The organism is Streptomyces sp. A0642, assembly GCF_004795105.1.
Classification (GTDB): Bacteria; Actinomycetota; Actinomycetes; order Streptomycetales; family Streptomycetaceae; genus Streptomyces.
Window position 1 is genome coordinate 528,744 of the sequence record NZ_SSBL01000003.1, and the last position, 25,309, is coordinate 554,052.

Genomic DNA, 25,309 nt, shown 5'->3' on the forward strand with positions numbered 1-25,309 from the left:
ACGAGCATCGGATCGGCGATCGCGATCGGTTCCTTGGGGCTGTCGACGCGGACGCCCTTCAGGTCAGGAGGAGGCAGGAGTGCGTCTCGGACAAGCGGATTCTGGGGCGGACACCGTCGGCCCTCGGCCCGGCTCCGTGCCGAGGGACACGGGATCCGGTCGCGCGAGGAGACCTGTCGGCGACTGAAATGATCATTGGTGTGGCTGGTGTGATCTGGCTTCGGAGTCCTCGTGGACTCCCCGTTCACCGGGCTGAGTCCGCGTGTCAGCGGAACTCGTGGACCAATTGGATCTCGCCGACCATGTGGGCGTTGAAGTCGTCCAGTTCCTCGGCCGGGACCCAGAGCTCGAGGATCGTCTGCCCGCCGGCCTGTTGGACGGGATACCGGCTCAAGAACTCCGACTCGACCTCGAAACGGGTGACGAAGCCGGCGCCGTCGTGCTTCACGTTCCAGTCCCGCGCGATCCTGACCGCGTAGTCCTCGTTGAGGACCGGGTAGAAAATCGGCTGCTCGGGCAGCCGGGGCGGCCAGGCACGCCAGTTCAGCTCCCGAACGAGATCCAGCTCCTTGGGACCGGTGGGGCGCCACAGGGTCGTCGTTGCTTGCTGCCTGGTCATCTGCATCGCTCTCTGAACATAGGCCGTCGGTACGGCAGGCCGGGAGACGGGACGATACCGGCACCGCGAACTCAGCCGCCCTGGGGTCCTGATCCCCTGATGGCAATGCGCCGGGCAGTTCACTGGCGAGCTGCGGGCGCGGCTCTCCGCCATGCTGACCGCCGGGCAGTGTGCCTAAGGGCTGTCCCGCGATTCCCGGCGGGCGCGCGACGACAGCTAAGGCACCTCGCCGCGTTGTCGAAACTCCCGACTACACCAGTATGCGGGCGTCTCTCCGCCTTGCGATGCACCGCATCTGACGCCGCGCGCTGATCCACCGGGAATCGCGGGACAGCCCTTAGTTCGCCCACGCCGGTCGACGAGTCGACCAGCGCCACGACCTCATGCCTGTACGTTGTGGGCTCCGGCAAGCCTATGAAAGGACGGCTGATCGCGGCCATGCTTCTCGCTCATGAGGGCTGTTCGCCCTCCGTCGACCCCACGGCCTATGTCGCTCCCACCGCCACGCTGTGCGGGGACGTGCGCGTGGGGGCCGGGTGCCGGGTGCTGTTCGGTGCGGTGCTCACCGCCGAGGGCGGGCCGGTGGAGCTGGGTGAGGGCTGCATCGTCATGGAGAACGCGGTCCTGCGTGGCACCCGGCGGGATCCGCTGGCCCTGGGGCGGCAGGTTCTGGTGGGCCCCACCTCCTACCTGACGGGCTGCCAGGTCGAGGACGAGGTCTTCCTGGCCACCGGCAGCCGAGTCTTCAACGGGGCACGGATCGGGACACGCTCCGAGGTCCGGATCAACGGCATCGTCCATCTGCGCACGGTCCTGCCGGCCGATTCGATGGTGCCGATCGGCTGGGTCGCCGTCGGCGATCCGGCGCGCATCCTCCCGCCGGAGGACCATCAGGGGATCTGGGACGTGCAGAAGGAGCTCGACTTCCCGGGTTATGTCTTCGGCCTGGATCGGCCCGGCGAAGGCCAGAGCCTGATGCCGGCCATCTCCGAACGCTTCGGCCGCAGCCTCGGCCGCCACCGCGACGACCACCGGATGTGAGCCCCGCTCCGTCGTCTGCATGGGTGTGTCGGGGGTACTCCAGGAGGCGGGGACCCCACTTCGTGATCGGGGCCGTTGCCGCGGGTCAGGCCCGACGGTCATGACGGCGAACCAGCCGAATGTCCTGCGGAGCGCACCGCTGGCGGCCTCCCCTCGGTGCGCAGCCACGGGCCGCCCTTTCTGAGCGCGTGGATGAAGACCTCTCAAGAGAACGGGGACGGGAGTCCGACGATGTGCTGCCTGCCCCTGCCGACAGGTCGCGGAAAACGAGGCGGGCGAGCCCAGCAGGGACGAGCCGTCGACCACTGGTTCGAGGGTCGGGCCAGAACTCGTTCATACCGGGGACCGGACCCCGGCTCAGGTGCCTACGGACACCTCGTGGGCCGGGGACTACGGGGAGGTCGGGGCGGAGGTCTCCCAGGCGGCCATCTGCTCCCGGAACTTGGTGCAGCCGACGATGTCCTTCTCGCCGCACTGCAGGGCGTGGACGAGGAGCTGGTGGGCGTGGTCGAGGTCGATCATCCGCTGCTCCACCTCGGCGATCTTGGCGCGGATCATCGCCTGCCTGCGCGGTTGGTCCTCCTGGAACTCGCCGATCTCCGCCAGGGTCAGCCCCGACTGCTGGCACGTGCGCAGCATCAAAATCCGCTGTGCGGCCTCCGGCGGGTAGCGCCGCTGCCCGCCCTGGCGCTCGGGCTCGGGCAGCAGGCCGTGGCGTTCCCAGAACCGGATGGCCGACGCCGGTACTCCGGTGATCTCCGCGAGCTGTCCGATGGTTATGCGCACGTAGCCGCTCCTGCCGTTCCCGCGGTCCGGCTGTCGGCCGCTTGACTTCAACCTGAGTTTAAGTTGAAGAGTGGGTCGTGCGAGCACGGCGGCGATCGAGAGCCGCCGGCAGCGGACTTCGGAGGTGCCGGATGGCAACTACACAGGCGGCGAACGATCTGGTCGCGGCGGCGGAGGCCCTCTTCACGGCGGGGGTGATGTCCCACTCGGGGCATGCCAACCTCAGCGCCCGACTCGACGCCGAAAGCTTCCTGCTGACGCCGGGATTCGTTCGCGGCCTCCGCCCCGGCGACCTTGCGGTCGTCAGCCTCGACGGGCGGCTCCTGGACGGGGAGCTACGGTCGGTCAGCACCGAGATCATCGCCATGCACAGCGCCGTCTACCGCGCCCGCCCGCACGTGGGCGCCATCATCCACACCCACTCGCCCTCCGCGACGGCGTTCGCCGTCGCGCACCGGCCGCTGCCGTGCCGCACCGAGCCGATGCTGCGCTTCGGACAGCCCGAGGAGGTGCCGGTAGTCCCGTGGGGGCCACGCGGGTCCGACGTATCCGTCCGGGGCATCGTCGACATCCTGGAGCAACGTCCCACGACCTCGGCGGCCCTGCTGGCCAACCACGGACTGCTCGTGTTCGGTCCGGACTCGACGGCGACCGCCCACCTGGTGGTGGCCATCGAGGAGAGCGCCGAGGCGGAGATCGCTGCGGCGGCGATCGGCGGGGCCGTGGATTTCCCCGAGGGCGCCCTGGCCGCCGTACGGGCCTCGATCGCCCGGGTCGCGTCATGACCGACGACGCGACGACGATCGCGGCGACGGCCGGCGACGCGACGACCGACGACGCCTTCACCCGGCGCACCGAGGCCGTACGTGCCCGCTACCACTCCACCCTCGGAGGCGTTCCGGGCGGTGTGCAGGACCGGCTGCGCCTGGCGCGGGACTTCGACCGGCTCCCCACCGAAGAGGCACTCGCGGCGCTGCGGCACATCGTACTGACAGACAATCCGCTGGGCGCCCGCGTGCAGCAGCTCGTCCACTACGGGCAACTCATGTCCCTCGGTCGGGAACACCCCGCCAGGATTCACGCCCGGGGCGCGCTCCACGCGGGCGCCACCGTCGCCGAACTCATCGGAGTCGCCGAGACCGCCCTCATCACTTCGGGTGTGCCGGCCTACGCCTTGGGAACGGAGATCGTCGTCGGTCTCCTGGCGTCCACCGAAGCTCGCTGACATGGCTGGTGATGGGGCGGCCGGGCAGCGTGGGTCACAGATGCCGTCGGGGACGGAGTACCAGTTGTCGGCGCCGCTTCCGCTCCTGACCGCCAGCTCAGTGCAGTCTGTGGAGGTGACGTGGTCGCAGTGCCTGCCCCTGAGGGAGCGAGGGGCGTCGAGCCCGTGTGCGTACGGCTGGCCCCATCACTGGTCCTCGAGGCGGTTGATGTCCCAGCTCCGGTCCTGCCAGATCACGTACCGCACATGCAGGGTGCTGGCGTTCGTCCGTAGCCATGCTCCGGGCCCCAGCCCTGAGACAGGGCGACGCTGGAGGCACGAGTGCCAAGGGTGTCGGGGGTGTAGTCGCGGGCGAGGCCGAGCGGGTGTTCGCCGCCCTCAGCCCTCGGAGTCTGGAGTCGATGCCGCCCTGCCAGCGACGCGGCCACTTGTTGTGGATCTTCTGGTGCCCGTGCGCTGTTGCCCCGGTCAGGCCGCGTCCGCCGGTCGGATCGGGATACGCGAAGGCGGTCGCGCTGCCCGGTATGCGGCCGGGGGGCCGGGCAGCGCGAAGGCGACCGGCACGGGGCCGCCGCCGGTAGCGCCGGACTGGCCGCCGGCCTGGTCGTATGCGTGGAGGCAGCGCAGGACCTGGTCCGCGTACCAGCAGGCGTGCTTGTAGCGGAGCGCCGCCTGAGGCAGCTGCGCGGCGTCGCTGGAATTGCTACTTCCGGTGCCGCAGAGTCGCACGGTGTCGCGCGTTGGGCGACAGCTCGCCGAACTTCGGCCGTTCCAGCGGGTGGAGGCGGCTGGAGGTGCCGGCTTGTTCCTCGAAAACGACCAGGTCCTCGATTCCGGCCTCGTCCAGGAGAGGTTCTGGCGGCCGGTCGACTGCCGGCCGGTCGGCCTCGCTTGGAGACCAGGTGGGTCATGCCCCCGTTGTGGTGGTCGCATCCGACCCCAGCTGTCAGCAAACCCTGTCATCATCCGCCATCGGATCCGATGGGATTCGCGCCGCCGCGGGGCCCCGGATAGGCCGTCCCCGATTCCCGTTCCGACAACTTGCTCGGTGACGGCGGAACGCGCATCCACGAATGGGTCTGCGACGTCGATAGCTGGCGGGAAGGCGCCACCACGGTGACCTGAGCGCTGTCGGCGCTGTCCGCCTGTGCCCCCTACTCCCTGACCGTGAAACCGGCCTCGATGAGACCGGCACCCATAAGCTCGGCTTGACCACCAGCCTCGCAGCTGCACCTTCCACGACTGCTGCCAAGCCCTTCTCGGATACCAGCGATTCGGCCGAGGTCAAGAGCACTCAGCACTTCGCATCAGGCCTCGTGCCCACCGCCGCGGGCACAGGGCAGCCGGGCACGGCGAACCTCAAGGGTCGCAGCTGGGTCACCGGCCGCGCAGACGGGCCCAAGGCTCGCCTCGCGGCTACGGGCCCCGCCGGGCAGGGCAGTGGCTGCGGGCCCCGCCGGGAAAGACAGCGTTGAGCGGGCGCGTCTTGAAACCTGACGGCAAGCCCCTTGCCAGGGTCACCGTCCGAGGAGGCGACCAGCGCGGTCGCACCGACGCCACGGGCCGCCTCCTCCTGGTCGGTGTCAACGAGGACGCCGCCACGCGGGTCGTCGACGGGACGAGTGCAGCCCGGCGGTGCAGGACGTCTCTCCATCAGCCCCGTTCGAAGCAGTGGGAGCGGCTGATGACGGAGAAGCCTCGGCGCTCGTACCAGTGCCGAGGCCAGTCCGCCGCGTCAGCGGTCAGAAACCGGGTATCGCAGTCCTTGTCGGCGGCCAGACGCAAGGCGGTGGTCAGGACGGCGTCGGCGTAACCGCGCCTGAGGTGGGCCTCCGACGTGATCAGGTCCTCGATATGGGCTATGCCGGTTGCCGGGTCCAGATAGAGGTAGGCCCATGAGGCGACCTCGCCCTCCTCCGTGCGGGCGCCGAGGAAGTGGACAATGTCGGCCCCTCGGCGGCGAGCCTCGCGTCGGTCGACGAGATGGCGTAGGACCTCGTCGTCGACGTCGGGAAGAAGGTCCCGCCATCGCCGCGTGAGGGGGATACGTATCGCGTCGAGGTCCACCTCCTCCGCGGCCCCTCCTGCCGGCACGGGGCCCGCATGGAGCATGACCAGGTAGGTGGAGTGGGTGTACCCGGCCCGTATCAGCGGCTCTGCGCACGCCATTCCGGCTTCGTCGTCAAGAACGGAGATCAGTCGGTGAGGCAGATGCCCAGCGCCTCCTCCGCGAGGGCGGGCAGGGCATCGGAGTCGACGACGTTGTCGATGACGACCTGGTTGTTCGCGCGGGAATGAGCGAAGGCGCTGTCATAGACGGCGAACCCGCCTGGGAGGTCGACGAGGTGCGCGGCCTGGCGGCGGGCGAAGGCCGACAGGAAGGAGTTGATCCGCTGCAGTTCTGAGGTCGGCATGAAGGGGAGCCTAAGGGCTGTCCCGGCTTTCCCACCTCGGCTCGAGCAGGTCAGGTCCACGCTGAGGACGGCCGGCCCCCTCCCGGACAGATTCCGGGGCGGCGCTCCCCCTTGGTGGCGGAGGGGCCACATCGCGACTTCTACGCGGTTGCCCCCTGGACGCGAACCAGCTCTGTCCTACCTCAGGCTGACGCGCGGTGAAGGACGAGGACGGTCCGATCAACAAGCGCATGTCCTCGACGGTCAGCTCGCCGATCGTCCGACGCCGCAAGGCGTGAGCAGTAGTGACAAGCCGAGTGTCGTCGGCTGACGCAGCCGGATGCCTCACCCACGTCAGCCGTACGTCCCGATGGCTTGGCTGGGCGCCCACTGCCTGTTTCGACCGGCGGGAGGCTCCCCCCGCCCTATCGACGTGCTACTGCGGGTCTTCCACGTTCGGTGTCAGAGTCGGCGGGCACACGGCCTTGCATGACTACGTACCAAGGCCCCGCCGTCGCGCTCATCGGCTGCGACGAGGTCCCCGTAACCGCAGACCTCGCCATCCACGTCAACCGCGGTTTGCGGTCATGGGGCGGCTCGCTCGAAGCCGACCCTGCCGTCGACTGGTTCGACGACGGGCCTGCGACTCTGCGCCTTCCAGGTCGGCGTGAGGGTGAGTTCATTGCCGTGTCTGGTGAGGCCGGGTCGGGAAACGTGCAGATCCAGGGGAGCGGGCCGGCCCCGTTTGGGGACGATTGAACAGCGCCGGACACGTTGCTGCGCCCTGCTCTCATGCGAGGGCTGCGGTCAGTCCGCCTCGCGTACGGAATGTGCCAGCAGTACTCGAAGCCCTCCACACGACGTGACGGCGCCCCTCCTGCCCGAAGGCGGGAGCGGCGCCGTCGCGTCGCGGTCAGACGTCCTCCACGACGACGCAGGGGTTCCGCGCATCTCCGTAGCCAAGACCGCCTCGTTGGGCCGTCCCCGTCGACGCGGGGGCGTTCCGCCGCGTCGCCATCGGAGCCGCCGCAACCGGCATCTCCAGCGCCGGCTACTACCGCTCGCCCCTGGCAAAGAGCATCACGCCCCTGTTCAAGGCACCCGCCGGGCCCCGCCCGCAGACCGTCCTCGCCGCGGAGATCACTCGTCTCAAAAGAACCGAGCGCGAACTGCGCTCCCGCCACGCAGCCGAGCGAGAAGAACTACGCGCCACCATGGCCACCTACGCCCAGCACATCCCGGTCCTCAGCCTGCGCCTGACGGAACCCGATGCCGCCAACGCTGCCCTCTGCGGGCCGCTCGGCACCATCATCACCACCTTCCTTCTGCCGCGGTGACCCCGTATCGGCCTGCGACCGGCACGGGTCATCGGGCTGAGCCGCGAGGGCCAGGGCCGTTCCGGCGACTGGGCACGATGTTGCGCTCCTGCACATGGGGGCTCTGTCGGCTGCCGGTCTGGCGGGGTTACTCGTATGGCAGCCTGCGCATCGAACACGACCTACGGCGGACCCGTGGGTTCGGGCGCGGTGGAAGGCCTGGCCCGCAACCGCGTGAACGTGAACAAGGTGATCACGCACTGGCAGGAGAGGTGCGCATCGACTGGTGAGGGGCGTGGTCCGCCCGCCCGCGACGAGTAGGCTGATCGTTCGTAATCGGACCGGGAGGTCGGCGTGGACTATGGCGACAAGCTCTTCTGGCTCTCGGTTGTGATTCAACGCAAGTACGCGCAGGTCTGCGCCGAGTTCGACCTCACCCCCTCGCAGGCCACGCTGCTCTGCGCCGTCAGGAACGAGCCGCGGCGGATGGCTGACCTCGCCGCGTCGTTGGGTATGACGAAGAACGCATTGAGCCAGCTGGTCGATCGCACCGCGCGGCGCGAGCTGGTCGGCCGGGCAGGCTCGGCGCAGGACCGACGGGTCGTCATGCTCAGTGCGACTCCCACGGGGAAGGTGCTCGCCGAGGCCGTTTACGCCGAGGTCGCCAAGCGCCTGCCCGAGATCGCGAGGAACCTCGACGCCGACGACCAGCGCGACTTCGAGCGCGTGGCCACCGCCATCGTGGACACCTCGGACCTCTCTCCGCCCACCTCGAACCAACCCGACACAGCGTGAGGTCCCGCTGCACCCGCGCCCTTGACGATGTTCATGCCGTGAACTAATTTCGTTCATGGCGTGAACTAGTGAAGGGTGGCAGCGATGAGCACACAGACGACCGGCACGATCGCAGTCTTCGGCGCGACGGGGCAACAGGGCGGGGCGGTAGTCGACGCGCTGCTGGACCGCAAGGCGCGGGTGCGGGCCTTGGTCCGCAATCCGCAGTCCGACCGGGCTCAGGTGCTGGCCGCTCGCGGCGTCGAGCTGGCGGCCATCCGGGCCGACGACCCGGCGTCACTGGCCGCCGCGCTGGCGACGGTCGAGGGGTTCTACTTCATGACCCCGGAGGCGAACAGCCTCGAAGAGGTCGAGGCGGAGATCCGCATCGGCACCGCGCTCGTCGACGCGGCGGTCGAGGCGGGCGTCCCGCACGTCGTGTTCAACTCGGTCTTCGGAGCGGACCGGGAGTCGGGTGTGCCGCACCACGACTCGAAGCACTCGATCGAGGAGCAGCTGAAGAAGTCGGGCCTCAGGGCCACGATGGTTCGCGCGACCGCCTTCATGGAGAACTTCACGAGCGTGATGGCACCGAGCCTGGAGCAGGGGGAGATCGTGCTGAGGCTGCCGCTGCCGGAGAACGTCCCGCTGAAGATGATCTCGCTCAGGGACATCGGCCGGGTCGCCGCCGCGCTCCTGCTCGACACCGCGGAGGCGCCCGGCGGAGCTGTCGAGCTCGTCGGCGACGAATTGACGGGCCCCCAGATCGCCGCGGCGTTCGGCGCGCGTGCCGGGCTTCCGGCACGGTATGAGGCCCTCCCGTTGAGCGTGCTTCGCAACGACCTCGACAAGGCGATGTTCCGCGAGTTCGCGGAGGCGGCGGAATACCCTTCGGACCTCGCGGTGGTGCGCTCGATCGAGCCGGCCACCCTGGACCTGGCCGAGTGGATCCGAGCCACCAGCTGGACCGCACCCACGAACGTGGCTGGTTCCTGAGCCTCCGGCCGCGATGAACGCCCCGCGATCGTGCCCACGGTTTCGGTGCTCTGGGCACGGCAACGCACAGGCGGCACGGACGACCTGGCGGCGAACGACACCGCGAGCGAGGCGACCGTACGCCAGTGGCTGACTCGCGAGTGCCACCAGCGGGCGCAGGACCACAACTCGGCCTTCGAGGAAGGCGAGTGGGGGTCGGTCGGCGACGACCACGGCGTCTGGACGCTGCCGGCGCTCGGCCCGTTCGCCCGGCGGCTGCGGCTGTGGACAGGCGCGGTCAAGCTCAGCGCCCCGACGCCCGGCGCGGCCATCGGGGTGGGGCGCACCGGATCCGGCGCTGCTGCGGCGATAGATGTTTGCGTCACCGTCACCGTCACCGCCACCGGTGAGGGGCACCGGACCGGTCCCATCTTCATGGGGGGTGTACGACCTCGGGATGCAACCTCTGAGCATCGCCGGCACCCCCTGTACGTGATCTTCGCCCGCAGCGTCGGGAACGTCACCCTGGGAGCAGCCACTTGACCTCGTCGGCTCCGTCCGCGGTGCAGGCGCCGCAGGGTGAGGAACAGGTGAGCAGGTCTGCATCACCGCGCCATTGCTCAGCGCCGCCGCCACCTCATCCGATGGGCTCGGCCACTCGGGCGAGCAGGGCGGCCGACTCCTCCGGTGCGAGTGCGTGGTCGTACACGAGCTCGCCGGTCATGCCGGGGAAGAAGCGGCCGGCGGGCCAGTTCCTCTGGTACGCGGGCGGGTCGAGGACCACGAGCCGGACGCCGTCCACGACGGGGATGTCCGCCGGCTTTCCTTCGTTCCAGATCCACTCGCCGTCGGCGCCGACCAGATTGAAGGAGCCGGTGGTTGGCACCATCCCGGGCTGGTCGCGGCAGCAGGCGACGGCCTGCGCCGACGGTGCCTGACCCTCTACGAGGCCCCGGCCGATCAGGGCGTCGGCCAGGAGCGTGTGCAGCTGAAAGTTGTCGCCGACCCCGGAGACGCGCAGCGCAAAGCCGGCCCCACTGACGCGGTCAAGTGCGATCAGCTGCTCGTCGTCAAGGACGGCAAGCGCATAGGCGAGGCACTTGAACGGCTCGCCCGACAGGTCCGCAACCCGCCTCACGGCGGCCGCCAACCCCTCACGGCCGCGGACCTCTCGGCGCACCTGCGGGGAATTGAGCATGGCCACGCAGGCCATCTCGAACTGTGGGAGCGCCTGCCAGGCCATGACGGGCTCGAAGCCGATCCGCTCGAAGTCGGCCTCATCCAGGCCCGCGCCCTCGTGGTCCGGCACCTCGCCGCGGCCCGCAGCCGCCCACCGCTCGCAGAAGACGGCAGCGTGCTCGAAGGCGTCCAGGGCGCTCGCGAACAGGGCAGGCGTGCAAGCCAGGGGGTCGGCACCCCGCTCCACGCACGCCCCGATCAGTACGGCCACGACCGCTCGCGGGCCGGGCGGAACCTGCCCGAGCAGAGCGGCAAGCCGAGGCCCCGCCGCCCGCAGGTCTGCGTCCGCCGCCTTGTCGAAACCTCGCGTCAGCCGCGCGAAGGAACGCTCCGCCGCATCAGCGTCCTGGGCCTGTACAGCCGTCTCGAAGGCCCCTACAGCGGCTGGAAACCGTCCACGTCCGAATATCATCCGCGCACCCTAGCCGACGCCTCCGACAGCACGTTCCGCCCGGCCCACCCGGACAGGTTCTGGCCGGCCGGCCCAGGGCGTGCGACCCCCGGCAAGACCCGAAAGACGGCCCCGCATGTTCAGCGGCGTCACCGACCGCTTTCGGGGGCGACGCGTAGCCCGCCCCGGTTACTTCTGGGTCTGCGTGGGCTCTTCCCCAGGGTCCTGCCTTAGTTTGCACACTTTGAGGCCAGCAGCCCGTCCGCAGCGCGCATGCTGTTTGTTGGCGTGCTTCAGCCCGTCCAGTTCGTCGATCACCGGCCTGGGGACGAGGAGTCGGATCGGCTCGTGCTCTCCATCGATGACCTCTGCGAGGTTGGCTTCATCCAGCTTGTCTGTGTGCTGGATGTAACGTCCGCAAGGAGGCGGAGGTCGGCAGGCCGGGGACGCTGAGCGGCTGCCGCCGGCTGCACCGACGTTACGAGCGCAAGCCTGAGCACTTGCTCGCCTTCACCGCCATTGCCGCGAGCCTGATCGACGATCGCCGACTCACCAAGTGAAGTCTGAACGGGCGGAGGCGGCTTTGCGCTGATCGTCCGGATGGGTGGCCGTGCTTCACAATGGCTCCCTGTGACGAGCACCAGAAACGCCGACCATAACCTCAACGCCCCCTCGCCCCCACCATGCGCGGGGCCGTTAGAACCTTTCAACGAAGCGCCCTCGCGGTCTCTTCTGGCTCCTCCCGTCTGGGTCCGGTGGCGTAGGCCAGCGGGGGCGCGATCGCCTGGGCGTCGGCTCCCTCGCCGACCCAGAGCCCGATGAAGAGCGCGGCGGTCGCTTCCAGGAGTCCGGCTCGTTCGAGACCGCCGCCCGCCACGGGTTCGCAGCCGACATGCCGCACCAACTGGCGTACGAGCGTGAGGGCCGTTTCGTCGTCTCCACAGACCGGAACTGCCAGGGGCCGCTCGTCGAAGATGGGCGGCGTCATGCGCCACACGTCCTCGTGGCAGAGATTGAACGCCTTGACCACATGAGTTCCCGGGGCCGCCGCGGCCAGTTGCTGTGCGGCCGAGAGGCCGCTCTGTGTCAGTAGCTGGAAGCCCGGACCGACAGGATTGGAACAGTCGATCAGTACCTTGCCGTCCAGGACCGCCCGCAGTTCCCGCACCACGCTCGCCCCCGCGCCGAAAGGCAGCGCGGCAAGCACCACTTGGCCGAACTCGGCCGCCGCACGCAGACTGGCAGGCTTCGCGTTGCTCCCGAGGCGTGTCGCGAGCCGCTCCGTCTTACGCACGTCCCGCCCGCCAATGACCACGTCGTGCCCGGCCCGCACCCAGTGGGTGGCGAGCGCGCCCGCCATGTTGCCCGTGCCCAGTACGCCGATTCTCATCACGTATTTCCTCCCAGGATTTGCTTGGACCGATCGCAATGACGCTAGAGCGCCCGTGGGGCACCATTTGGTACGTGACGACCGACGCCTTCCTCGCCGACTGCCGTGCCCGCCTGGCTTTCGACCTTCTGTCCCATACCTGGAACGCCGTCGTGCTCTGGGCACTGCGCGACGGTCCCAGACGCCCGGTCGAACTACGCCCACAGATCGGGGGAATCAGCTCCAAGGTCCTCACTCAGACGCTGCGGCGGTTGCAGTCCCACGGATTGGTGGAGCGGCAGTCGTACTCCGGGCACCGCCGCGCGTTGAGTATCGACTCACTTCTCTGGGGCGCACCTTGCTGGCCCCCATTGACGCTGTCGGAGCATGGGCTTTCGAGCATGGCGATGAGCTCATGGCCGCCCAGGAAGCCGGCTGTGCTGCCACCCTCCAGTCCTCCTCTGAGTGATCACAGACGGCGCCAGCAGATGAGTGCTCAGCCAAGGGTGAGGGAGGTTATGTGGATGTCGGCGCGGACCTCCCCGCGGATCCGCAGGCAGCGGAACCAGTGCAGACGGGCGAACGCGCGCTCCAGTAACCCGCGTTGGGAGCCCAGCGCGGATTTCTTCTCGATGCCGCGGCGGGTGATCAGCGACCTGACACCGAGCCCCCGGACCAGGCGGCGGTGCCTGGCGTGGTCGCAGCCGCGGCCGCCCAGGACCCTGTCCGCTGGCTGAAGATGGCCGGTGAGCAGGTGGCGTCCGAAGGACTGCCCGCACGCATCTGCTGGCTCGGTTACGGCGAGTGTCACCGGTCCGGTCTGCGCTTCAACGTGAGGGCGCCGGATCCCGGGCCGCCGCCCTGGCGATGGTCTTCAAGCTCGTCGAGTCCGCTCGGGCCCCCTGGCGAGCCGTGCATGCACCCCACCTCGTTGCCCTCGTCCGCGCTGGGCCCCGCTTTGAACGTGGCCAGCTCCTTGAACGGTCGCAGACGACCGCGGCGTGAACAGGGTGGCGGACCTGCCTCGAAGTTCGAGAACATCCGGTCATGTTGGATGGCACGGCGAGACAGGACCTTCCGGTCGGCCTCGGGTTCCGGCCGTATCGCGGCGACGAAGACCACGGTGCCATGGCCGCAGTGCGGCTGGGGTGTGTTGAACGGGACCGGGTCGATGTCCATTCGGTAGTGGAAGGGCTCCCGACAGCGGCCGAGATCGCCGAAGCTTCTGCCCAGTTGGAGGAGCCGTCCAAGAACCAGATCCTGGTGGTGCTCGAGGAGAGCGTCGTCGGCTACGCGACGATCCGGTGGTGGCAAGAGCGGGACGACACGTGGCTGTACCTGCATCGCGGCTACCTCTTGCCCGAGCATCGCGGCCAGGGCATCGGCTCAGCCATGCTCAGATGGGCCGAAGAACGGATCCGCCAGCTCGTCAAACAGCACGGAACGGCGCGGACGGCAGTGATCGGCGCGAACGCCATGGCCTCCGAGCACGACGCCACGGCACTTCTGTGCGCAGCCGGCTACCGACATGTCTTCAGCCTGGTCGAGCTGGAGCTGGGCGATCTGCAGCAGGTGCCCGAGCCGGGCAGCGAGCTGCCAGCCGGGATACGGACAGGGCCGATCGGGACAAGCCACTACCGTGCAGCCTGGAGGACGGTCGTCGATTCGTACGCGGACCGCGGTTTCACTCAGAGATGGCCTTTCCAGGACTTCGTCGACACCGCCGACCCGGCATGCTGGAGGGCTGCCTGGAACGGGCAGGACATGGTCGGGGTCGCCCTGTGCTCCATCCGCCGTCACGACCACACCGTGGGCGAGGTGGAAGAGCTGAGTGTGCGGACGGACCAGCGACGCCTCGGAATCGGCCGGGTCCTGCTGCTGGACGGGCTGTGGAGCCTTCGCGAGCAGGGTGCAACGACCGCTCGGCTGTTCACGGGCACGGCAAATCCACACCGGTCCTACGACCTTTACGAGAGTGTGGGATTCCGGCGGCGCAACGAGTACGTCCGTTACCGCAAGCCGCTTGCCTGATCGACCGCCCATTGGGCTGTCGGGTCAGTCCACAGAATTTGGCAATCCTCCATCCGGCACGTGGACGCCGGGTACGAGCACGTCACGTCGGTCGCCAGGGAGCGTGGTGTGCGCATCCCGATGAAGGAAACCGCGACGGAGGAGGGCGCGGCATGAGGTACGTCCTGTCCGACCAGGAGGTCGATGTCCGCACGGACACCGCGCCCGCTGCGTGGACCGGCCGGGAGGACGGTCCTGGTTCCGAGGACCTGCGCCGGCACCACGCCGTGCCTCTCGACCCCGAACGGGCGGAGCCCGGCGAGACAGCCTTGGCCTGCTTCGGCAGTGACGAGGGGGTCCGCCGCAACAAGGGCCGGCCGGGTGCCGCGGACGGCCCGGCGGCCCTGCGCCCCGCCCTTGCTTCGATGGTGCTGCCGGAGCCGCTGAGAGCGCTGGACGCCCGGAACGTGGAGGTCGCCGGGGACGGGAAGGACGTCCTGGGGTGCGACCGATCCCGCTCAGCGGGCACGATACCTGCGACTGCCGTCGGGCCGGCAAGGGACAGCCGCCGCCGCAGAGGTGACGAGAAGACCGGTGGCGGAGTACGGGCCCTCGCGTGCCCGTACTCCGCCGGCCCGGCTCCGCAGGGGCGAGCGATCGGGCGCGTGCGGGCGAGCGGTCATGCACGTCCAGTCACGCGCCCCCGGGAACCCGTTCGCCCTACGCCTCCACCAGAGCGGTCTCGCTGACGGGGGAGCCGAAAGTGGTACCTGCCGCTCCAGCCTCCACCGACGCCGGCTGCGTACGCCCCTGATAGCGCTGGCGGCGTTGGTGGATGCCAGGTCGAGCCGGCCGATCTGAGTCCGGCTCTGCCACGTCACTTCCCCTGCGGTGCCGATTCCACCCGGGAGTACGAATACGTGGCCGTAACGGGAAAATGGGTGGGAGTGCTGCTCGGGGCCCCTCGCAACCGCGAGGAGCCCCGGACCGGCTTTCACGACGTCAGGTCATCGCCTCAAGGGAAGGCGACCACATTGCTGGGAGTGGTGTTCGAGGCGGTGACCGCCCCCGTGTCGTTGATGACGTGGGTGATGGTGCCCATTCCGCCGAGTGAGACGGTCAGAGCGTCGTGGAACTTCACGCCCGGGGTATTGGGCACCTCGAAGGCGTGGTAGCCGTTCACCGCCGGATTGACGTTGAAGTAGCAGTAGCTGCCGAGCCCCCACGCCTCGTGGGTGGTAACGCCCGCGCCCACCTTGTAGGCGGGGTACCCGTTGACCCCTGCCGCGCTCATCCACGCGGCCTGGTTGGGCACGTCGTACGGCATCTCGTTCTGGAAGAAGATCGTCTTGCCGTTCTGACCGTTCCAGACGACCTCGTGCTTCTGGTAGTGCTCGACGAAGAGACCGGTCGCCAGGACGCTGCTGCCGTTGACGATCACGCCGGTGTCCGCCGTGTTGGTCGTCCAGCCGATGGTTCCCGGGTTGCCGTGGTCGGCTCGCCAGGCCCAGATATGGTCGATGATCGTGTTGTTGCTGTTGACGATCAGGCTGGTCGTCGCCTTGCCGGCGATCTGGCCGCCGATCCGGAAGAACACGTCCTGGATGGTCGTCGGGTTGCCCGCGTGGGTGGCGGACGATCCGGCCGGGCCGACAGTCAGGAGCGCCGCTGAGTTGGTGGTGCCGGCGTCGATCAGCAGGCCCTTGAGCCGGACTCCGTCCACGTCGGCGACCTGGATCGCGTTGACGCCGTTGTCCGGGACGAAGGTCGGGTAGCCGATGCCGAGGACGACGGTGTTGGCCCGGGTGATGTTCAGTGTCTGGTTCAGGTGGTAGACGCCCGGGGTGACGAACAGGTTGCAGCCCTGGGAGAGCGCGTTGTTGATGGTCGCGGCGGTGTCGCCGGCCTTGACCACGTAGAACTGGCTCATCGGCTGCGAAGTGCCGGCAGTGCTGCCGTTCGCCCAGCTCGCCCCGGAGGCGTTGGTCCGCAGCGACGGAAGGAACACGCGGTACTTTCCGGCGCCGTCGACGTACAGGTACGGCACGTCACGGGAGACGGGAGTGGTGGCCAGGGTGGTCTCGGGCGGGTCGGGGAAGGTGTTCGCGGGAGCACCGGTGGTGCCGGAGAAGACCATGTTCCACACGCCGCCGGCCCAGCTGCCCAAGTTGCTGTCCCGGGTGTACCACTGCTGCTGCGAGATGGACGCCGCCTGGCCGCTGACCTTGGTGTCGGCGACGTAGCCGCCACTGGCCCAGCCGTAACTGGCCGGGTAGAGCTGCAGATCGCCGTGAACGTCGATCCGGCGGAACGGGGCCGCCTGGGCCACGGCCCAACGGTTCCCCCCGACCGGGTTGATGGCCAGGTTCTCGGCCGAGCGCCAGAAGTTCTGCGTCGCATTGCCCGCGTCGGAGGCATTGAAGGCGTCTACGGTGACGTGTCCGTTGATCGTCACGTCGCCCGGGTTCTGCCCGAGACCGGCCACCGACGTGTAGAAGCCGACGTTGTCGTCGACGGCGTACGTACCCGGCTTGAAGAGCTGCGCCACCCGGTTCTCGCTGAACTGCGCGGTGGTGGTGTCCTTCATCTGGGTGAACTGTGCGTCGAGTTGGGCCTGGATGGTGGCACTGGGCATGGACGGGTCGTAGATGTGAACGTTCGGGCCGAAGTTGGGTAGGTCCGACTGGGTGGGGCAGCCGGCCGATGTGCCGATCGTGTAGGTCGCGCTGGCGACGGCGGAGTTGGTGAGGCCGGATTTGATGGCGATGGCCTTGATGGTGGTGGTGGCCGTCACGCTGATCGGTGCGGTGTAGAGGGTGGACGTGGCGGAGGGGGTGGAGCCGTCACGGGTGTAGCGGATGGTCGCGCCCGCAGTCGTGTCGGCGAGCGTCACGCTCTGGGCCGATGTGTAGGTGCCCGCCGCCGGAGTGAAGGTCGGTGTGGCGACCGTGCCGGTGCCGCTACTGCCCTGGGTGTAGGTGTAGTGGGGCGTGTCGTACTGCGGCCCGCTCTTCTCGTAAGTGAACCAGTACTCCAGGACCGTGCCGTTGGTCAGCGAGCCGACGGTCTGTGTCCACGTGCCCGCATGGTTGGTCATGCGGACGTTCTGTTGGTTGGCGCTGTTGACGAGGTAGTGCACATCGACGTAGATCGCGGCTGTGGTGGGTGTGAACGATATCTGCGCCTGCGTCGCGCTCAGTTCCGTGACGCTCTGGGTGTAGTCGGGCGCGGCTGCCGAGGCGGGAGCGGCGGTCTGGGTGAGGCCGAGCAGTCCGACGAGCGCGAGTACGAGTGCACTCAATAGGGCGATGACGCGTTGGTTCGGACGTGGCGGGGGCCTCATGCGGCCGGGGAGGACGGTCGTGCGCATGGGGGGAGTCCTTTCGCCTGGTTTCGTGAAGTGAACGCCGGGTCAGTGCGGAAGGGTGAAGACGGTCGCCTAACTGCGAGTTGATCGTCTTACCAGCTCTACAGACCTTTGAATCGGCCTATTGAAAACGCTCTCAATCTGCGGATCAGTGAGTCATTGGATCTGTTAAGGCAGTGTTGAGTGGCAACGGCAACCCGTCAAGATGAAGCGCATGCTTCAACTCTTGAACACCAACTGGGCTGAATCGCACCCACGTTCGATCACGCGAGTGGTTGGTTCACGAAAGGTTGAACCTGGCCTCTGGTGCACCGGATGAGGTCCACATCGCCGGCTCCGGAAGAGCCATGCAGGACGAGAGGGAGCGCGGCGACAAAATCAGGTTTCATCCGGATCGGCGCGGGCTCCCTGAGGTGTCTCACCGCGAGCAGGGACTTCGCACCAGCCGTCACCGCGCACGCTGTCAGCGCGAGCATCGCCACGAGCGAGGGGCGCACTCCTCGTGCATCACGCGGGTCCGGCACCGCTGCCAGGCGCTCCAGCAGGCCGGGCACCTCGCGGAACAAGGCTTGGGGATGCAGTCTGATCTGGTCAAACGTGGGCGATAACGGAGATGACGCGTCGGCAGGCACCGGCTTCCCAAGATCACAGAGCATGGAGAAATCCATGATCACGGACGTCCGTGCCTGCTTCGTACCGGGCCCCGCCCCACCCGACGGGGGGCGATCGGACGTCAGTCGACTACGTCGAAGCCCTGGGGGAGGAGGTGTGCCCGAAAGAGAAGGTCACCCTGCGTCTACGCTGGGTGCTCGGGCACATGTTCCTCAAGCGGCTCGAAACCCTCAGGCAGGGGGATACCGAACTGCTGGCACAGCAATGGGACATCGTGGCGATCGACGGCACGAGCCGGGTATCCCGTATGGCAGCGCACCGCCCACTCAGCCGACTCGCAGCGCACCGAAGTCCCGGCGATCGAACCACGACCGGCGAGTGCTTCGGCCGGAAAAACATCGCCATCCACCACGGATCCGTAGTGCAGCGATCCGTCCGCAAGCCGTTCGTAGAGGTGCAAGTCGACCCGCAACCGTACCCCGTCGTGTAAGACGAAGTTCCACGGCCTGTCACCAGGCCACGGGAAAATCCGGTCGACGCCAGCTTCCCCGAACGCAACGAACAGCGGGCCAAGATGTGCGGCCGGCACCCATACATCAAGGTCGGAATGTTCTCTCGTCTGCTTCCCGAGCAGTGCATCCACGCTCCACCCGCCACCCACGCACGCATCTACGTTGTGGGCGTGGAGCCGCTCCAGAAGCGCGAGTGCATCCTTGGCTGACATCGAATATTGGCTCACCACATGAAGGTAGAGGCTGCCCGACCTCGCAACTAGCGATTATTGCAGCTTCACCAGACCGGGTTCCCGGGGTGGGGCTTCGGCGTAGGCGCGTGGCCTTCGCCGCCCCCTTGCGCTCCTCGGCCTCGGATGATCACGAACCGGCCATGAGGCGACTACGCCGAACCCTTGGCCCAGAACTGGATGAGGTAACGCTCCACGCCGAAACCGGTGCCTTCGCCCTCCGCCAGGGCGGCGGCTTCAGCCCGGCCGACACAGCTGACCCGGACACGCCAGGAACCTCCTGTGTCCGCCAGCCTGATGACGTCGTCCGTGCGGCCCGTGTGCGTGGACCACACGGCAACCTGTCCACTTGCCGACTCGAAATCGCCCTCGCCCTGCTCATCCCAGCCGACTGGATCCTGCGGTGGAGCTGCGTCCCACACCTCGACGTCCACCGTGGCGGTATGCGTGTGGCCGCCGCTCGTGATGTCCAAGCGCCCTGGATGGGTGCTGATCAAGGCATTCCGTTGGAAAGCGTCAGGGAACGGAACTGGAAGGTCCCCGTCGTTGGACTCCTGCAATCCGAACGCGTGATACCCCACATACGCGCTCACGCGCTGTCGTCGCACAACCTGCGCCACGGTCACCTCCTTCGCTTCAGCCTGGATCCACCGGGTTGATACCTGCGGAGGGTTTCTCGAAACGAGTAAGTGCCCTGTGAACTGCGGTGATGGGAGTTTTTTGGGTTTCCGGTACGCACGATCACGAGGGCCCTTCGAGGGGCGATCTTCCCATGCCGCGAGCGCGTTTTCCGCACGGTTCGACGATCCGGATCTGATGGCGTACGGATGGCTCGCTCAAAGACTCGGCGTCTCGGCGCCAACGAACGAGGACCTCGCGGTGAGGGCTGCAGCGCTGTACGCCGAAACCCAGCGGCTTGGGTCGCCGCCGATGGTTTCAGGTGGACCGTTCGACCACCACCCGTGCGGTCGGCGAGATACGGCCTCTGCTCGCCGACCGCGGCTGCCGCATCTAAGGGCTGTCCCGCAATTCCTGGCGGGCGCGCGACGCCAGCTACGGCACCTCGCCGCGTTGTCGAAACGCCCGAATACATCCAGTATGCGGGCGCCTCTCCGCCTTGCGATGCACCGCATCTGACGCCGCGCGCTGATCCACCAGGAATTGCGGGACAGCCCTTAGGTGGCCTGCGCCTTCGCATGCTTGCCGATGTGATCGCCCATCTCGGTGCCACCGGCCAGACCGCGCTGATGGATGCCACCGAGATCAGGGTCCGCCGCCCGGGCGCACACCGTGGTGGACGCAGCCGGTTCATCTCCGGCAAGAGTCGCATCAACGCCATGAAAGCCCTCGTCGTCACTGATGAGCGCGGACGACCACTGTTCTGCGGCGAGGTCCGGGCCGGATCCGTCACCGATGTCACCCAGGCACGTGACGCCGGGCTGATCGACCTGCTCGCCGACACTATCGACCTGCGGATCCTTGCCGACGCGGGCTACCAGGGCCTCGCGGCGCAAACCTACGGCCAGGTCGTCACCCCGCCGCGCTAACGTCGCGGCAAACACCTCGAACATCTGCAATGGCTGATGGCACACCACGAAGCCGCCCGCTTCGCCCACTCCTCAGCCAGAATCCCCGTCGAACACGGCATCGCCCACCTTGAGAACTGGAGGGCCCTCGCTCGACACCACTCCCGACGAGACAACCTGCCGACACCATTCGAGCCCTCGCCGGACTCCTGACCGACCAACAAGCAACCCACCGCACGAAGGCACTCGTACGGCCCGTCACGCCCGCGTGATCAAAACGCCAGCTACAAGCTGAACCCGCCCTCACCCCAACCATGCGCGAGCTCGTTAGCGCCCAGACGGGTAGAGCTTGATGGCCTCGGTGATGAAGTGCCGGGTGTGGCCCGGGCTGAGGGTCTGGTTCTGCATGCGGGCGTAAAGCGCGTGGTACTGCCGCACGTCGGCCGGCCTTTCCAGGCAGAGGCCGTTGGTGAACCTCTCCAGATACACGACCGTCTGACGGCTCGTGGGGAACTCCAGGAGGGAGAACTGCCCCGTGAGGCCCGGATGGGCGCCCGCGGTGTGGGGGAGGACCTCGACGGTGATGTGTGGCTCGGTGCTCAGCGTGTGCAGGTGCTCCAGTTGCTCACGCATGATCTCCCGGCTGCCGACGACGCGCCGCAGGGCTGACTCGTCCAGGACGACCCACAGACGCAAAGGGCGGGCGGGGTCGTAGATCCGGTGCTGACGGCGAAGCCGCACCTTGAGCCGCGCGGCGGCCTCCTCGACCGTGACCAGGGGGATCGTTTCTTCGATGACCGCGGCCGCGTAGGCGGGAGTCTGCAGCAGAGCCGGGACCACCATGGACTCGTAGGTATGGATGGAGGCGGCTTCCGTTTCCAGGTCGATGTAGACACTGTGGGGGATGTCGCCGTAGGCGTGCCACCAGCCCTGCCGGACCGACTCCCTGGCCAGCTCCATCAGGAAGTCGACGACATTCCGGTCGGCGACGCCGTAGAGCTTGCACAGGTCGCGCACGTCGCGGGGACGGACGGCACGCCGGCCGGTCTCCATATGACTGACCTTGGCCTGGGAGATCAGCAGGTGCGCCGCCACCTGCGTGCCGGTCAGTCCGCTGGCCATACGGAGCCGACGCAGCTCCGCTCCCAAGCGCCGTCTCCTGACGGTGGGGTCGTTGTTCGCCGTCACGGGCGGTCTACCTCCAGCTCCACACCACTGCGTGCGCCAGGTTCGCACGCAGCACCGGCTGATGATCACGCGCCGTGCCACCGGGGTCGACGGCGGCCAAAACGGATTGTGACCGTGTAATTTGCCGCTCGACGAAGTTGAGACCGGCTCCCAGCAGCTCAAGGAACGCGGCGCCGGAGGGAAGGGCTTTTTGTCTGCCGCGCGCGAACGCCTTCGCCGCCGCCGAGACGTCCCCGGGAACGCCAGCTCACCCGTTCAGGGACGCCCTCACCGATGGAGGGGGCACCGGCAGCGGATGATCGGGCGGATCCCGGCCGGCCCGAGGAGCGGGTATGTGCGGCGCTGATGTGTCCTCAGGCGCCCGCTTACACCCGGTCGTCGGTATGGAAGGTGCGGCGGTAGGAGGCGGGTGAGACACCGAAGGCGGTGCGCATGTGGGCGCGCAGGGAGTTGGTGGAGCCGAAGCCACAGCGGTGGGCGACCAGGTCGATGGACAGGTCGGTGGTCTCCAGCAACTGCTTGGCCAGTTCCAGGCGTTGCACGGTGAGCCACTGCACGGGGGTCATGCCGACCTCGTCGCGGAAACGGCGGGTGAAGGAGCGCAGGCTCATCCGGGCGTGTTCGGCCAGGCGGTTCAGGGAGAGGGGTTCGCCGAGGTGTTCCAGAGCCCAGGCGCGGGTGGCGGTAGTGGCGGCGACGGTGGGTTCGGGCACCGGGCGGTCGATGTACTGGGCCTGGCCGCCGTCCCGCCAGGGCGGGACGACGCACATGCGCGCGGCGCGGTTGGCGGCGGCGGCACCGTGGTCGCGGCGGATCATGTGCAGGCACAGGTCGACGCCGGCGGCGACGCCCGCGGAGGTCAGGACGTCGCCGTCGTCGACGAAGAGGACCTCCTCGTCGACCTTGACGCGGGGGTAGGCGCGGCGGAACTCGGGGGCGAGGTTCCAGTGGGTGGTGGCGGGCCGGCCGTCGAGGAGGCCCGCGGCGGCCAGGACGTAGGAGCCGGTGCAGATGGACACCAGGCGGGTGCCGGGCCGGATGCCGGCGATGGCCGCGGTGACCTCGGGCGGCAGCGGGCCGCCGCGGCCCAGCTCGGGCATGGCGTGCGTGGGCGGGACGATCACGGTGTCCGCGGCGGCCAGGGCCTCGGGACCGGCCGCGGGCTGCACGGTGAACCCGGCGTCGCTGAGGACCGGGGCGCCGTCGGCGGTGCAGACGGTGACCTCGTACAGCGGGCGTGAGCCGGCGTCCAGGACGCTGCCGAAGACGCGGGAGGGGATGCCGAGTTCGAAGGGTGGGACGCCGGGCAGGGCGAGGACGGCGATGCGGTGCCGCCCGGCCGCGTCGGCGCTCGGGTCGGGGCGGGGGTCGGTGCACGGCCACTGCATCTCGCTCATGGCCAGATCCTGTCACATAGTGGCCAGAAGGCCAACACCATGGTGGGGGCGGGTGCCGGATCGTGGACTGCGTCGCGGCGGGAAGGACCCGGGCGGCCGGTAGCCGATCAAGACGGAAAAGAGCGAGGCGGACAGCATGCGTGCAGTGGTCGTGGAACAGTGGGGCGGACCGGGGATGCTCGTGGAGCGTGAGGTCGCCCGGCCCGAGCCAGGCCTGAATGAGGTCCTGGTGCGGGTCCACGCGGCCGGTGTGAACCCGGTGGACTTCAAGACCCGAGCCAGCGGGGCACTGATCCAGTGGGGCGAGGTTCCGGCGGTCGGCTGGGACGTCTCCGGCACCGTGGAGGCCGTCGGACCGGGCGTGGGGATATTCCGCCCCGGGGACGAGGTGTACGGCATGCCACTGTTCCCGCGGCAGGCCGGCGCCTACGCCGAGTACGTCGTCGCCCCGGCCCGCCACCTCGCGCCCAAGCCGGCGAACCTCACCCACGTGCAGGCGGCGGCGCTGCCGCTGGCCGCGCTGACCGCCTGGCAGGCCCTGGTGGACACCGCCGCGGTGCGCGCCGGTGAGCGGGTGCTGGTGCACGCGGCGGCCGGCGGAGTCGGCCACCTGGCCGTGCAGATCGCCAAGGCCCGCGGCGCGTACGTCATCGGCACGGCCAGCGCCCACAAGCACGACCTGCTGCGGCAGCTGGGCGCGGACGAAGTGATCGACTACCGCAAAGTCCGCTTCGAGGACGCCGTCGGAGACGTGGACGTGGTGCTGGACGGGCTCGGCGGCCAGAACGCCGAGCGGTCCCTGACGGTGCTGCGCCCGGGCGGCCTGCTGATCACCCTGCCCGGTCCCGACGACGTCCCCGCTGACGTCCCCGGCCACGTGCGAGCGGTGTGGATGCTGGTCGAGCCCGACCACCTGGGTCTGCGCGAAATCGCCACCCTGGCCGAGCGGGGCGCGCTCACGCCCGTGGTCGAGACCGTCGTCCCGCTGGCCGAGGCCGCGAAGGCGCACGAGATCGGCGAGCAGGGCCGCACCACCGGGAAGATCGTCCTGAGCGTCGCCTGACGCAGGCCGCCCCGGCCGGTCCGGCTGCGGGCAGGTGGAGCGACAGCCACTCACCGCGTGTCAGCGCACATCGGGCGCCCCGGCCTCGGCGAGCAGGACCTCCTTGCGGGTGTCACAGCTGTCCTTGTCCGCGTCGATCCACAAGTGGAAGCTGTCCCGCTCGTAGCCGACGCGGTCCTCCGTGCCGTCGGAAAGCTTCGCGATGGCTCCGCGAGGGCCAGCCCCAGCGCACTGCACTCGTGCGCGAGGGTGCAGGTCATGGCTTCCGAGGTGAGCAGGACAACCCCCAGGGACGGCAGGATCGATGTGCAGTACGGGTATCTCGTGGCGGACGGAGGGCACCACACTCTGTGGCGCCGCGGGATGTCCACGGAGCCGCCGGTGCTGACGAGGGTGGTCTACGACCCGAACAAGCCGAAGCGGGCCGACTTCAGCGACCGCATGCCGGAGGACGTGCAGCGCAGGCGGATGGTTCTGCTTTGTCTCACGGCGGTGGCCCTCGTCATGTTGGTGCTGATGGCCGTGGGCGCGCTGTTGTGATGGTTGAGGGATGCGCGACTCGGAAGGCGGACGGGCAGATCAGCTGCGGAGCCATAGCCTGAGCGCGGCCACGGCGACCGTCGTGTTCGTGGCAACGTCAGGTTGTACCTGGCAGCAGCTGCCTTCAGCGTCGTTCGGCCCGTCCGGAGCGATCCTGTCGACCGGGGCAAGTACGGCTCGAAGATCCACCTGATCACGGAACGGTCGGGGCTGCCCATATCCGTCGGGATATCCGGGGCCAACCTGCACGACAGCCAGGCCCTGATCCCGCTCGTGAAGGGCATCCCGCCCATCCGCTCGCGCCGCGGCCGGCGACGGCGCAAGCCCGGCAAGCTCCACGCCGACAAGGGCTACGACTACGCCCACCTGCGGCGATGGTTACGCGGCCGGGGCATCGCCCACCGCATCGCCCACAAGGGAGTCGAGGCCTCGCAACGGCTGGGCCGCCACCGCTGGACCGTGGAACGCACCATGGCCTGCTCGCCGGCTGTCGCCGCCTCCACCGACGCTACGAACGCAAGGCCGACCACTTCCTCGCCTTCACCAGCATCGCCTGCACCCTCATCTGCTACCGCAGACTCGCCAAATGAGATGACCTCCTAGCCGCGTCCACCAGGTCGCGCGGTTCCCGGTCCACCGTCTCTCCGCCGGCCCAGGCGCCCTGCGGCCGGGTCTCTTAGAACTCCTAACGGAATGACCTCGCCGGGTTTGCCGGTGAGCGCGGTTGGTACTGTCC

23 protein-coding genes and 6 pseudogenes are annotated in these 25,309 nt (G+C 68.6%); 16 read left to right on the forward strand and 13 right to left on the reverse strand.

What is annotated here, in order from left to right:
• Nucleotides 1–265: 265 nt before the first annotated feature.
• Nucleotides 266–625, reverse strand: a complete 360-nt coding sequence (locus E6R60_RS09380) for a hypothetical protein (protein WP_206309357.1) — start codon at nt 623–625, stop codon at nt 266–268.
• Between the two features lie 432 nt (nt 626–1,057).
• Between E6R60_RS09380 and E6R60_RS09385 the strand changes: the two genes are divergently transcribed.
• Nucleotides 1,058–1,660 carry a gamma carbonic anhydrase family protein gene (locus E6R60_RS09385; protein WP_136325964.1) on the forward strand — a complete coding sequence of 201 codons (603 nt, stop codon included), beginning with the start codon at nt 1,058–1,060 and terminating at the stop codon, nt 1,658–1,660.
• A 390-nt stretch (nt 1,661–2,050) separates the two neighbouring features.
• Here E6R60_RS09385 and E6R60_RS09390 read toward each other — a convergent pair whose 3' ends face one another.
• Nucleotides 2,051–2,446, reverse strand: coding sequence for a MerR family transcriptional regulator (locus E6R60_RS09390; protein ID WP_136325965.1), 396 nt, complete (start codon nt 2,444–2,446; stop codon nt 2,051–2,053).
• A 131-nt stretch (nt 2,447–2,577) separates the two neighbouring features.
• On the opposite strand from E6R60_RS09390, the gene E6R60_RS09395 reads away from it, so the two are divergent.
• Together E6R60_RS09395 and E6R60_RS09400 are read left to right on the forward strand one after the other, a co-directional pair.
• Nucleotides 2,578–3,231, forward strand: coding sequence for a class II aldolase/adducin family protein (locus tag E6R60_RS09395; protein ID WP_136325966.1), 654 nt, complete (start codon nt 2,578–2,580; stop codon nt 3,229–3,231).
• Nucleotides 3,228–3,671: a carboxymuconolactone decarboxylase family protein gene (locus E6R60_RS09400; RefSeq protein ID WP_136325967.1), complete on the forward strand. Its 444-nt coding sequence runs from the start codon at nt 3,228–3,230 to the stop codon at nt 3,669–3,671. The genes E6R60_RS09395 and E6R60_RS09400 overlap by 4 nt, the downstream gene beginning before the upstream one ends.
• A 1,653-nt stretch (nt 3,672–5,324) precedes the next feature.
• On the opposite strand, the pseudogene E6R60_RS09410 reads toward E6R60_RS09400, so the two are convergent.
• Together E6R60_RS09410 and E6R60_RS37780 are read right to left on the reverse strand one after the other, a co-directional pair.
• Nucleotides 5,325–6,085 (reverse strand): annotated as a pseudogene (locus E6R60_RS09410) (GNAT family N-acetyltransferase).
• Nucleotides 6,086–6,095: 10 nt separating this feature from the next.
• Nucleotides 6,096–6,455, reverse strand: a complete 360-nt coding sequence (locus tag E6R60_RS37780) for a contact-dependent growth inhibition system immunity protein (protein WP_136325968.1) — start codon at nt 6,453–6,455, stop codon at nt 6,096–6,098.
• Nucleotides 6,456–7,278: 823 nt separating this feature from the next.
• Here E6R60_RS37780 and E6R60_RS37785 point away from each other — a divergent pair.
• From E6R60_RS37785 to E6R60_RS09430, 4 genes are all read left to right on the forward strand, one after another.
• Nucleotides 7,279–7,401, forward strand: a complete 123-nt coding sequence (locus tag E6R60_RS37785; protein ID WP_276613947.1) for a hypothetical protein — start codon at nt 7,279–7,281, stop codon at nt 7,399–7,401.
• Between the two features lie 333 nt (nt 7,402–7,734).
• Nucleotides 7,735–8,175: a MarR family transcriptional regulator gene (locus tag E6R60_RS09420; RefSeq protein WP_136325969.1), complete on the forward strand. Its 441-nt coding sequence runs from the start codon at nt 7,735–7,737 to the stop codon at nt 8,173–8,175.
• Between the two features lie 84 nt (nt 8,176–8,259).
• The gene (locus E6R60_RS09425) at nt 8,260–9,150 is read left to right on the forward strand and encodes an NmrA family NAD(P)-binding protein (protein ID WP_136325970.1); all 891 of its coding nucleotides are present in this window, start codon (nt 8,260–8,262) and stop codon (nt 9,148–9,150) included.
• Nucleotides 9,151–9,180: 30 nt separating this feature from the next.
• A complete protein-coding gene (locus E6R60_RS09430) occupies nt 9,181–9,672 on the forward strand; it encodes a hypothetical protein (protein WP_136325971.1) in 492 nt (163 codons plus the stop codon).
• 94 nt (nt 9,673–9,766) lie between these two features.
• Here the strand turns inward: E6R60_RS09430 and E6R60_RS09435 are convergent, their stop codons facing one another.
• A complete protein-coding gene (locus tag E6R60_RS09435; protein WP_136325972.1) occupies nt 9,767–10,780 on the reverse strand; it encodes a hypothetical protein in 1,014 nt (337 codons plus the stop codon).
• Between the two features lie 428 nt (nt 10,781–11,208).
• Here E6R60_RS09435 and E6R60_RS09440 point away from each other — a divergent pair.
• Nucleotides 11,209–11,319: pseudogene (locus E6R60_RS09440) on the forward strand (IS5/IS1182 family transposase); the annotation flags it as partial.
• A 146-nt stretch (nt 11,320–11,465) separates the two neighbouring features.
• Here the strand turns inward: E6R60_RS09440 and E6R60_RS09445 are convergent.
• Entirely contained in the window at nt 11,466–12,149 is a 684-nt protein-coding gene (locus E6R60_RS09445; RefSeq protein ID WP_136325973.1) for an NAD(P)-binding domain-containing protein, read from the reverse strand.
• A gap of 74 nt (nt 12,150–12,223) precedes the next feature.
• Here E6R60_RS09445 and E6R60_RS09450 point away from each other — a divergent pair.
• The 4 genes and pseudogenes from E6R60_RS09450 (at nt 12,224) to E6R60_RS09465 (ending at nt 14,159) form a co-directional block, all read left to right on the forward strand.
• Nucleotides 12,224–12,597, forward strand: a pseudogene (locus E6R60_RS09450) (helix-turn-helix domain-containing protein).
• A 258-nt stretch (nt 12,598–12,855) separates the two neighbouring features.
• A pseudogene (locus E6R60_RS09455) lies at nt 12,856–12,960 on the forward strand (hypothetical protein); the annotation flags it as partial.
• A gap of 2 nt (nt 12,961–12,962) precedes the next feature.
• A pseudogene (locus E6R60_RS37275) lies at nt 12,963–13,133 on the forward strand (IS256 family transposase); the annotation flags it as partial.
• Nucleotides 13,134–13,175: 42 nt separating this feature from the next.
• A complete protein-coding gene (locus tag E6R60_RS09465) occupies nt 13,176–14,159 on the forward strand; it encodes a GNAT family N-acetyltransferase (RefSeq protein WP_136325974.1) in 984 nt (327 codons plus the stop codon).
• 994 nt (nt 14,160–15,153) lie between these two features.
• Here E6R60_RS09465 and E6R60_RS09475 read toward each other — a convergent pair.
• The 4 genes from E6R60_RS09475 to E6R60_RS09490 form a co-directional block, all read right to left on the reverse strand.
• Nucleotides 15,154–17,439: a chitobiase/beta-hexosaminidase C-terminal domain-containing protein gene (locus E6R60_RS09475; RefSeq protein WP_206309358.1), complete on the reverse strand. Its 2,286-nt coding sequence runs from the start codon at nt 17,437–17,439 to the stop codon at nt 15,154–15,156.
• Nucleotides 17,440–17,768: 329 nt separating this feature from the next.
• Nucleotides 17,769–18,173: a transposase family protein gene (locus tag E6R60_RS37285; protein ID WP_240802468.1), complete on the reverse strand. Its 405-nt coding sequence runs from the start codon at nt 18,171–18,173 to the stop codon at nt 17,769–17,771.
• A 128-nt stretch (nt 18,174–18,301) separates the two neighbouring features.
• Entirely contained in the window at nt 18,302–18,856 is a 555-nt protein-coding gene (locus E6R60_RS09485) for an aminoglycoside nucleotidyltransferase (protein ID WP_240802469.1), read from the reverse strand.
• 155 nt (nt 18,857–19,011) lie between these two features.
• Nucleotides 19,012–19,479 (reverse strand): hypothetical protein, encoded by a 468-nt coding sequence (locus tag E6R60_RS09490; protein ID WP_136325975.1) that lies wholly within the window; start codon nt 19,477–19,479, stop codon nt 19,012–19,014.
• 576 nt (nt 19,480–20,055) lie between these two features.
• Between E6R60_RS09490 and E6R60_RS37290 the strand changes: the two genes are divergently transcribed.
• A complete protein-coding gene (locus E6R60_RS37290) occupies nt 20,056–20,406 on the forward strand; it encodes a transposase family protein (protein WP_240802470.1) in 351 nt (116 codons plus the stop codon).
• 306 nt (nt 20,407–20,712) lie between these two features.
• Here the strand turns inward: E6R60_RS37290 and E6R60_RS09505 are convergent, their stop codons facing one another.
• Complete coding sequence (locus E6R60_RS09505) at nt 20,713–21,573, reverse strand: helix-turn-helix transcriptional regulator (protein WP_136325976.1); 861 nt, start codon at nt 21,571–21,573, stop codon at nt 20,713–20,715.
• Nucleotides 21,574–21,938: 365 nt separating this feature from the next.
• The gene (locus E6R60_RS09510) at nt 21,939–22,961 is read right to left on the reverse strand and encodes a helix-turn-helix domain-containing protein (RefSeq protein WP_168713573.1); all 1,023 of its coding nucleotides are present in this window, start codon (nt 22,959–22,961) and stop codon (nt 21,939–21,941) included.
• A gap of 145 nt (nt 22,962–23,106) precedes the next feature.
• Here E6R60_RS09510 and E6R60_RS09515 point away from each other — a divergent pair, with 145 nt between their 5' ends.
• Nucleotides 23,107–24,033: an NADP-dependent oxidoreductase gene (locus E6R60_RS09515; protein ID WP_136325978.1), complete on the forward strand. Its 927-nt coding sequence runs from the start codon at nt 23,107–23,109 to the stop codon at nt 24,031–24,033.
• A 60-nt stretch (nt 24,034–24,093) separates the two neighbouring features.
• Here the strand turns inward: E6R60_RS09515 and E6R60_RS36630 are convergent, their stop codons facing one another.
• Nucleotides 24,094–24,270, reverse strand: a complete 177-nt coding sequence (locus tag E6R60_RS36630) for a hypothetical protein (RefSeq protein ID WP_168713555.1) — start codon at nt 24,268–24,270, stop codon at nt 24,094–24,096.
• A gap of 21 nt (nt 24,271–24,291) precedes the next feature.
• On the opposite strand from E6R60_RS36630, the gene E6R60_RS09520 reads away from it, so the two are divergent.
• A complete protein-coding gene (locus E6R60_RS09520; RefSeq protein WP_136325979.1) occupies nt 24,292–24,573 on the forward strand; it encodes a hypothetical protein in 282 nt (93 codons plus the stop codon).
• A gap of 73 nt (nt 24,574–24,646) precedes the next feature.
• A pseudogene (locus tag E6R60_RS09525) lies at nt 24,647–25,163 on the forward strand (IS5 family transposase); the annotation flags it as partial.
• Nucleotides 25,164–25,309: the final 146 nt, after the last annotated feature.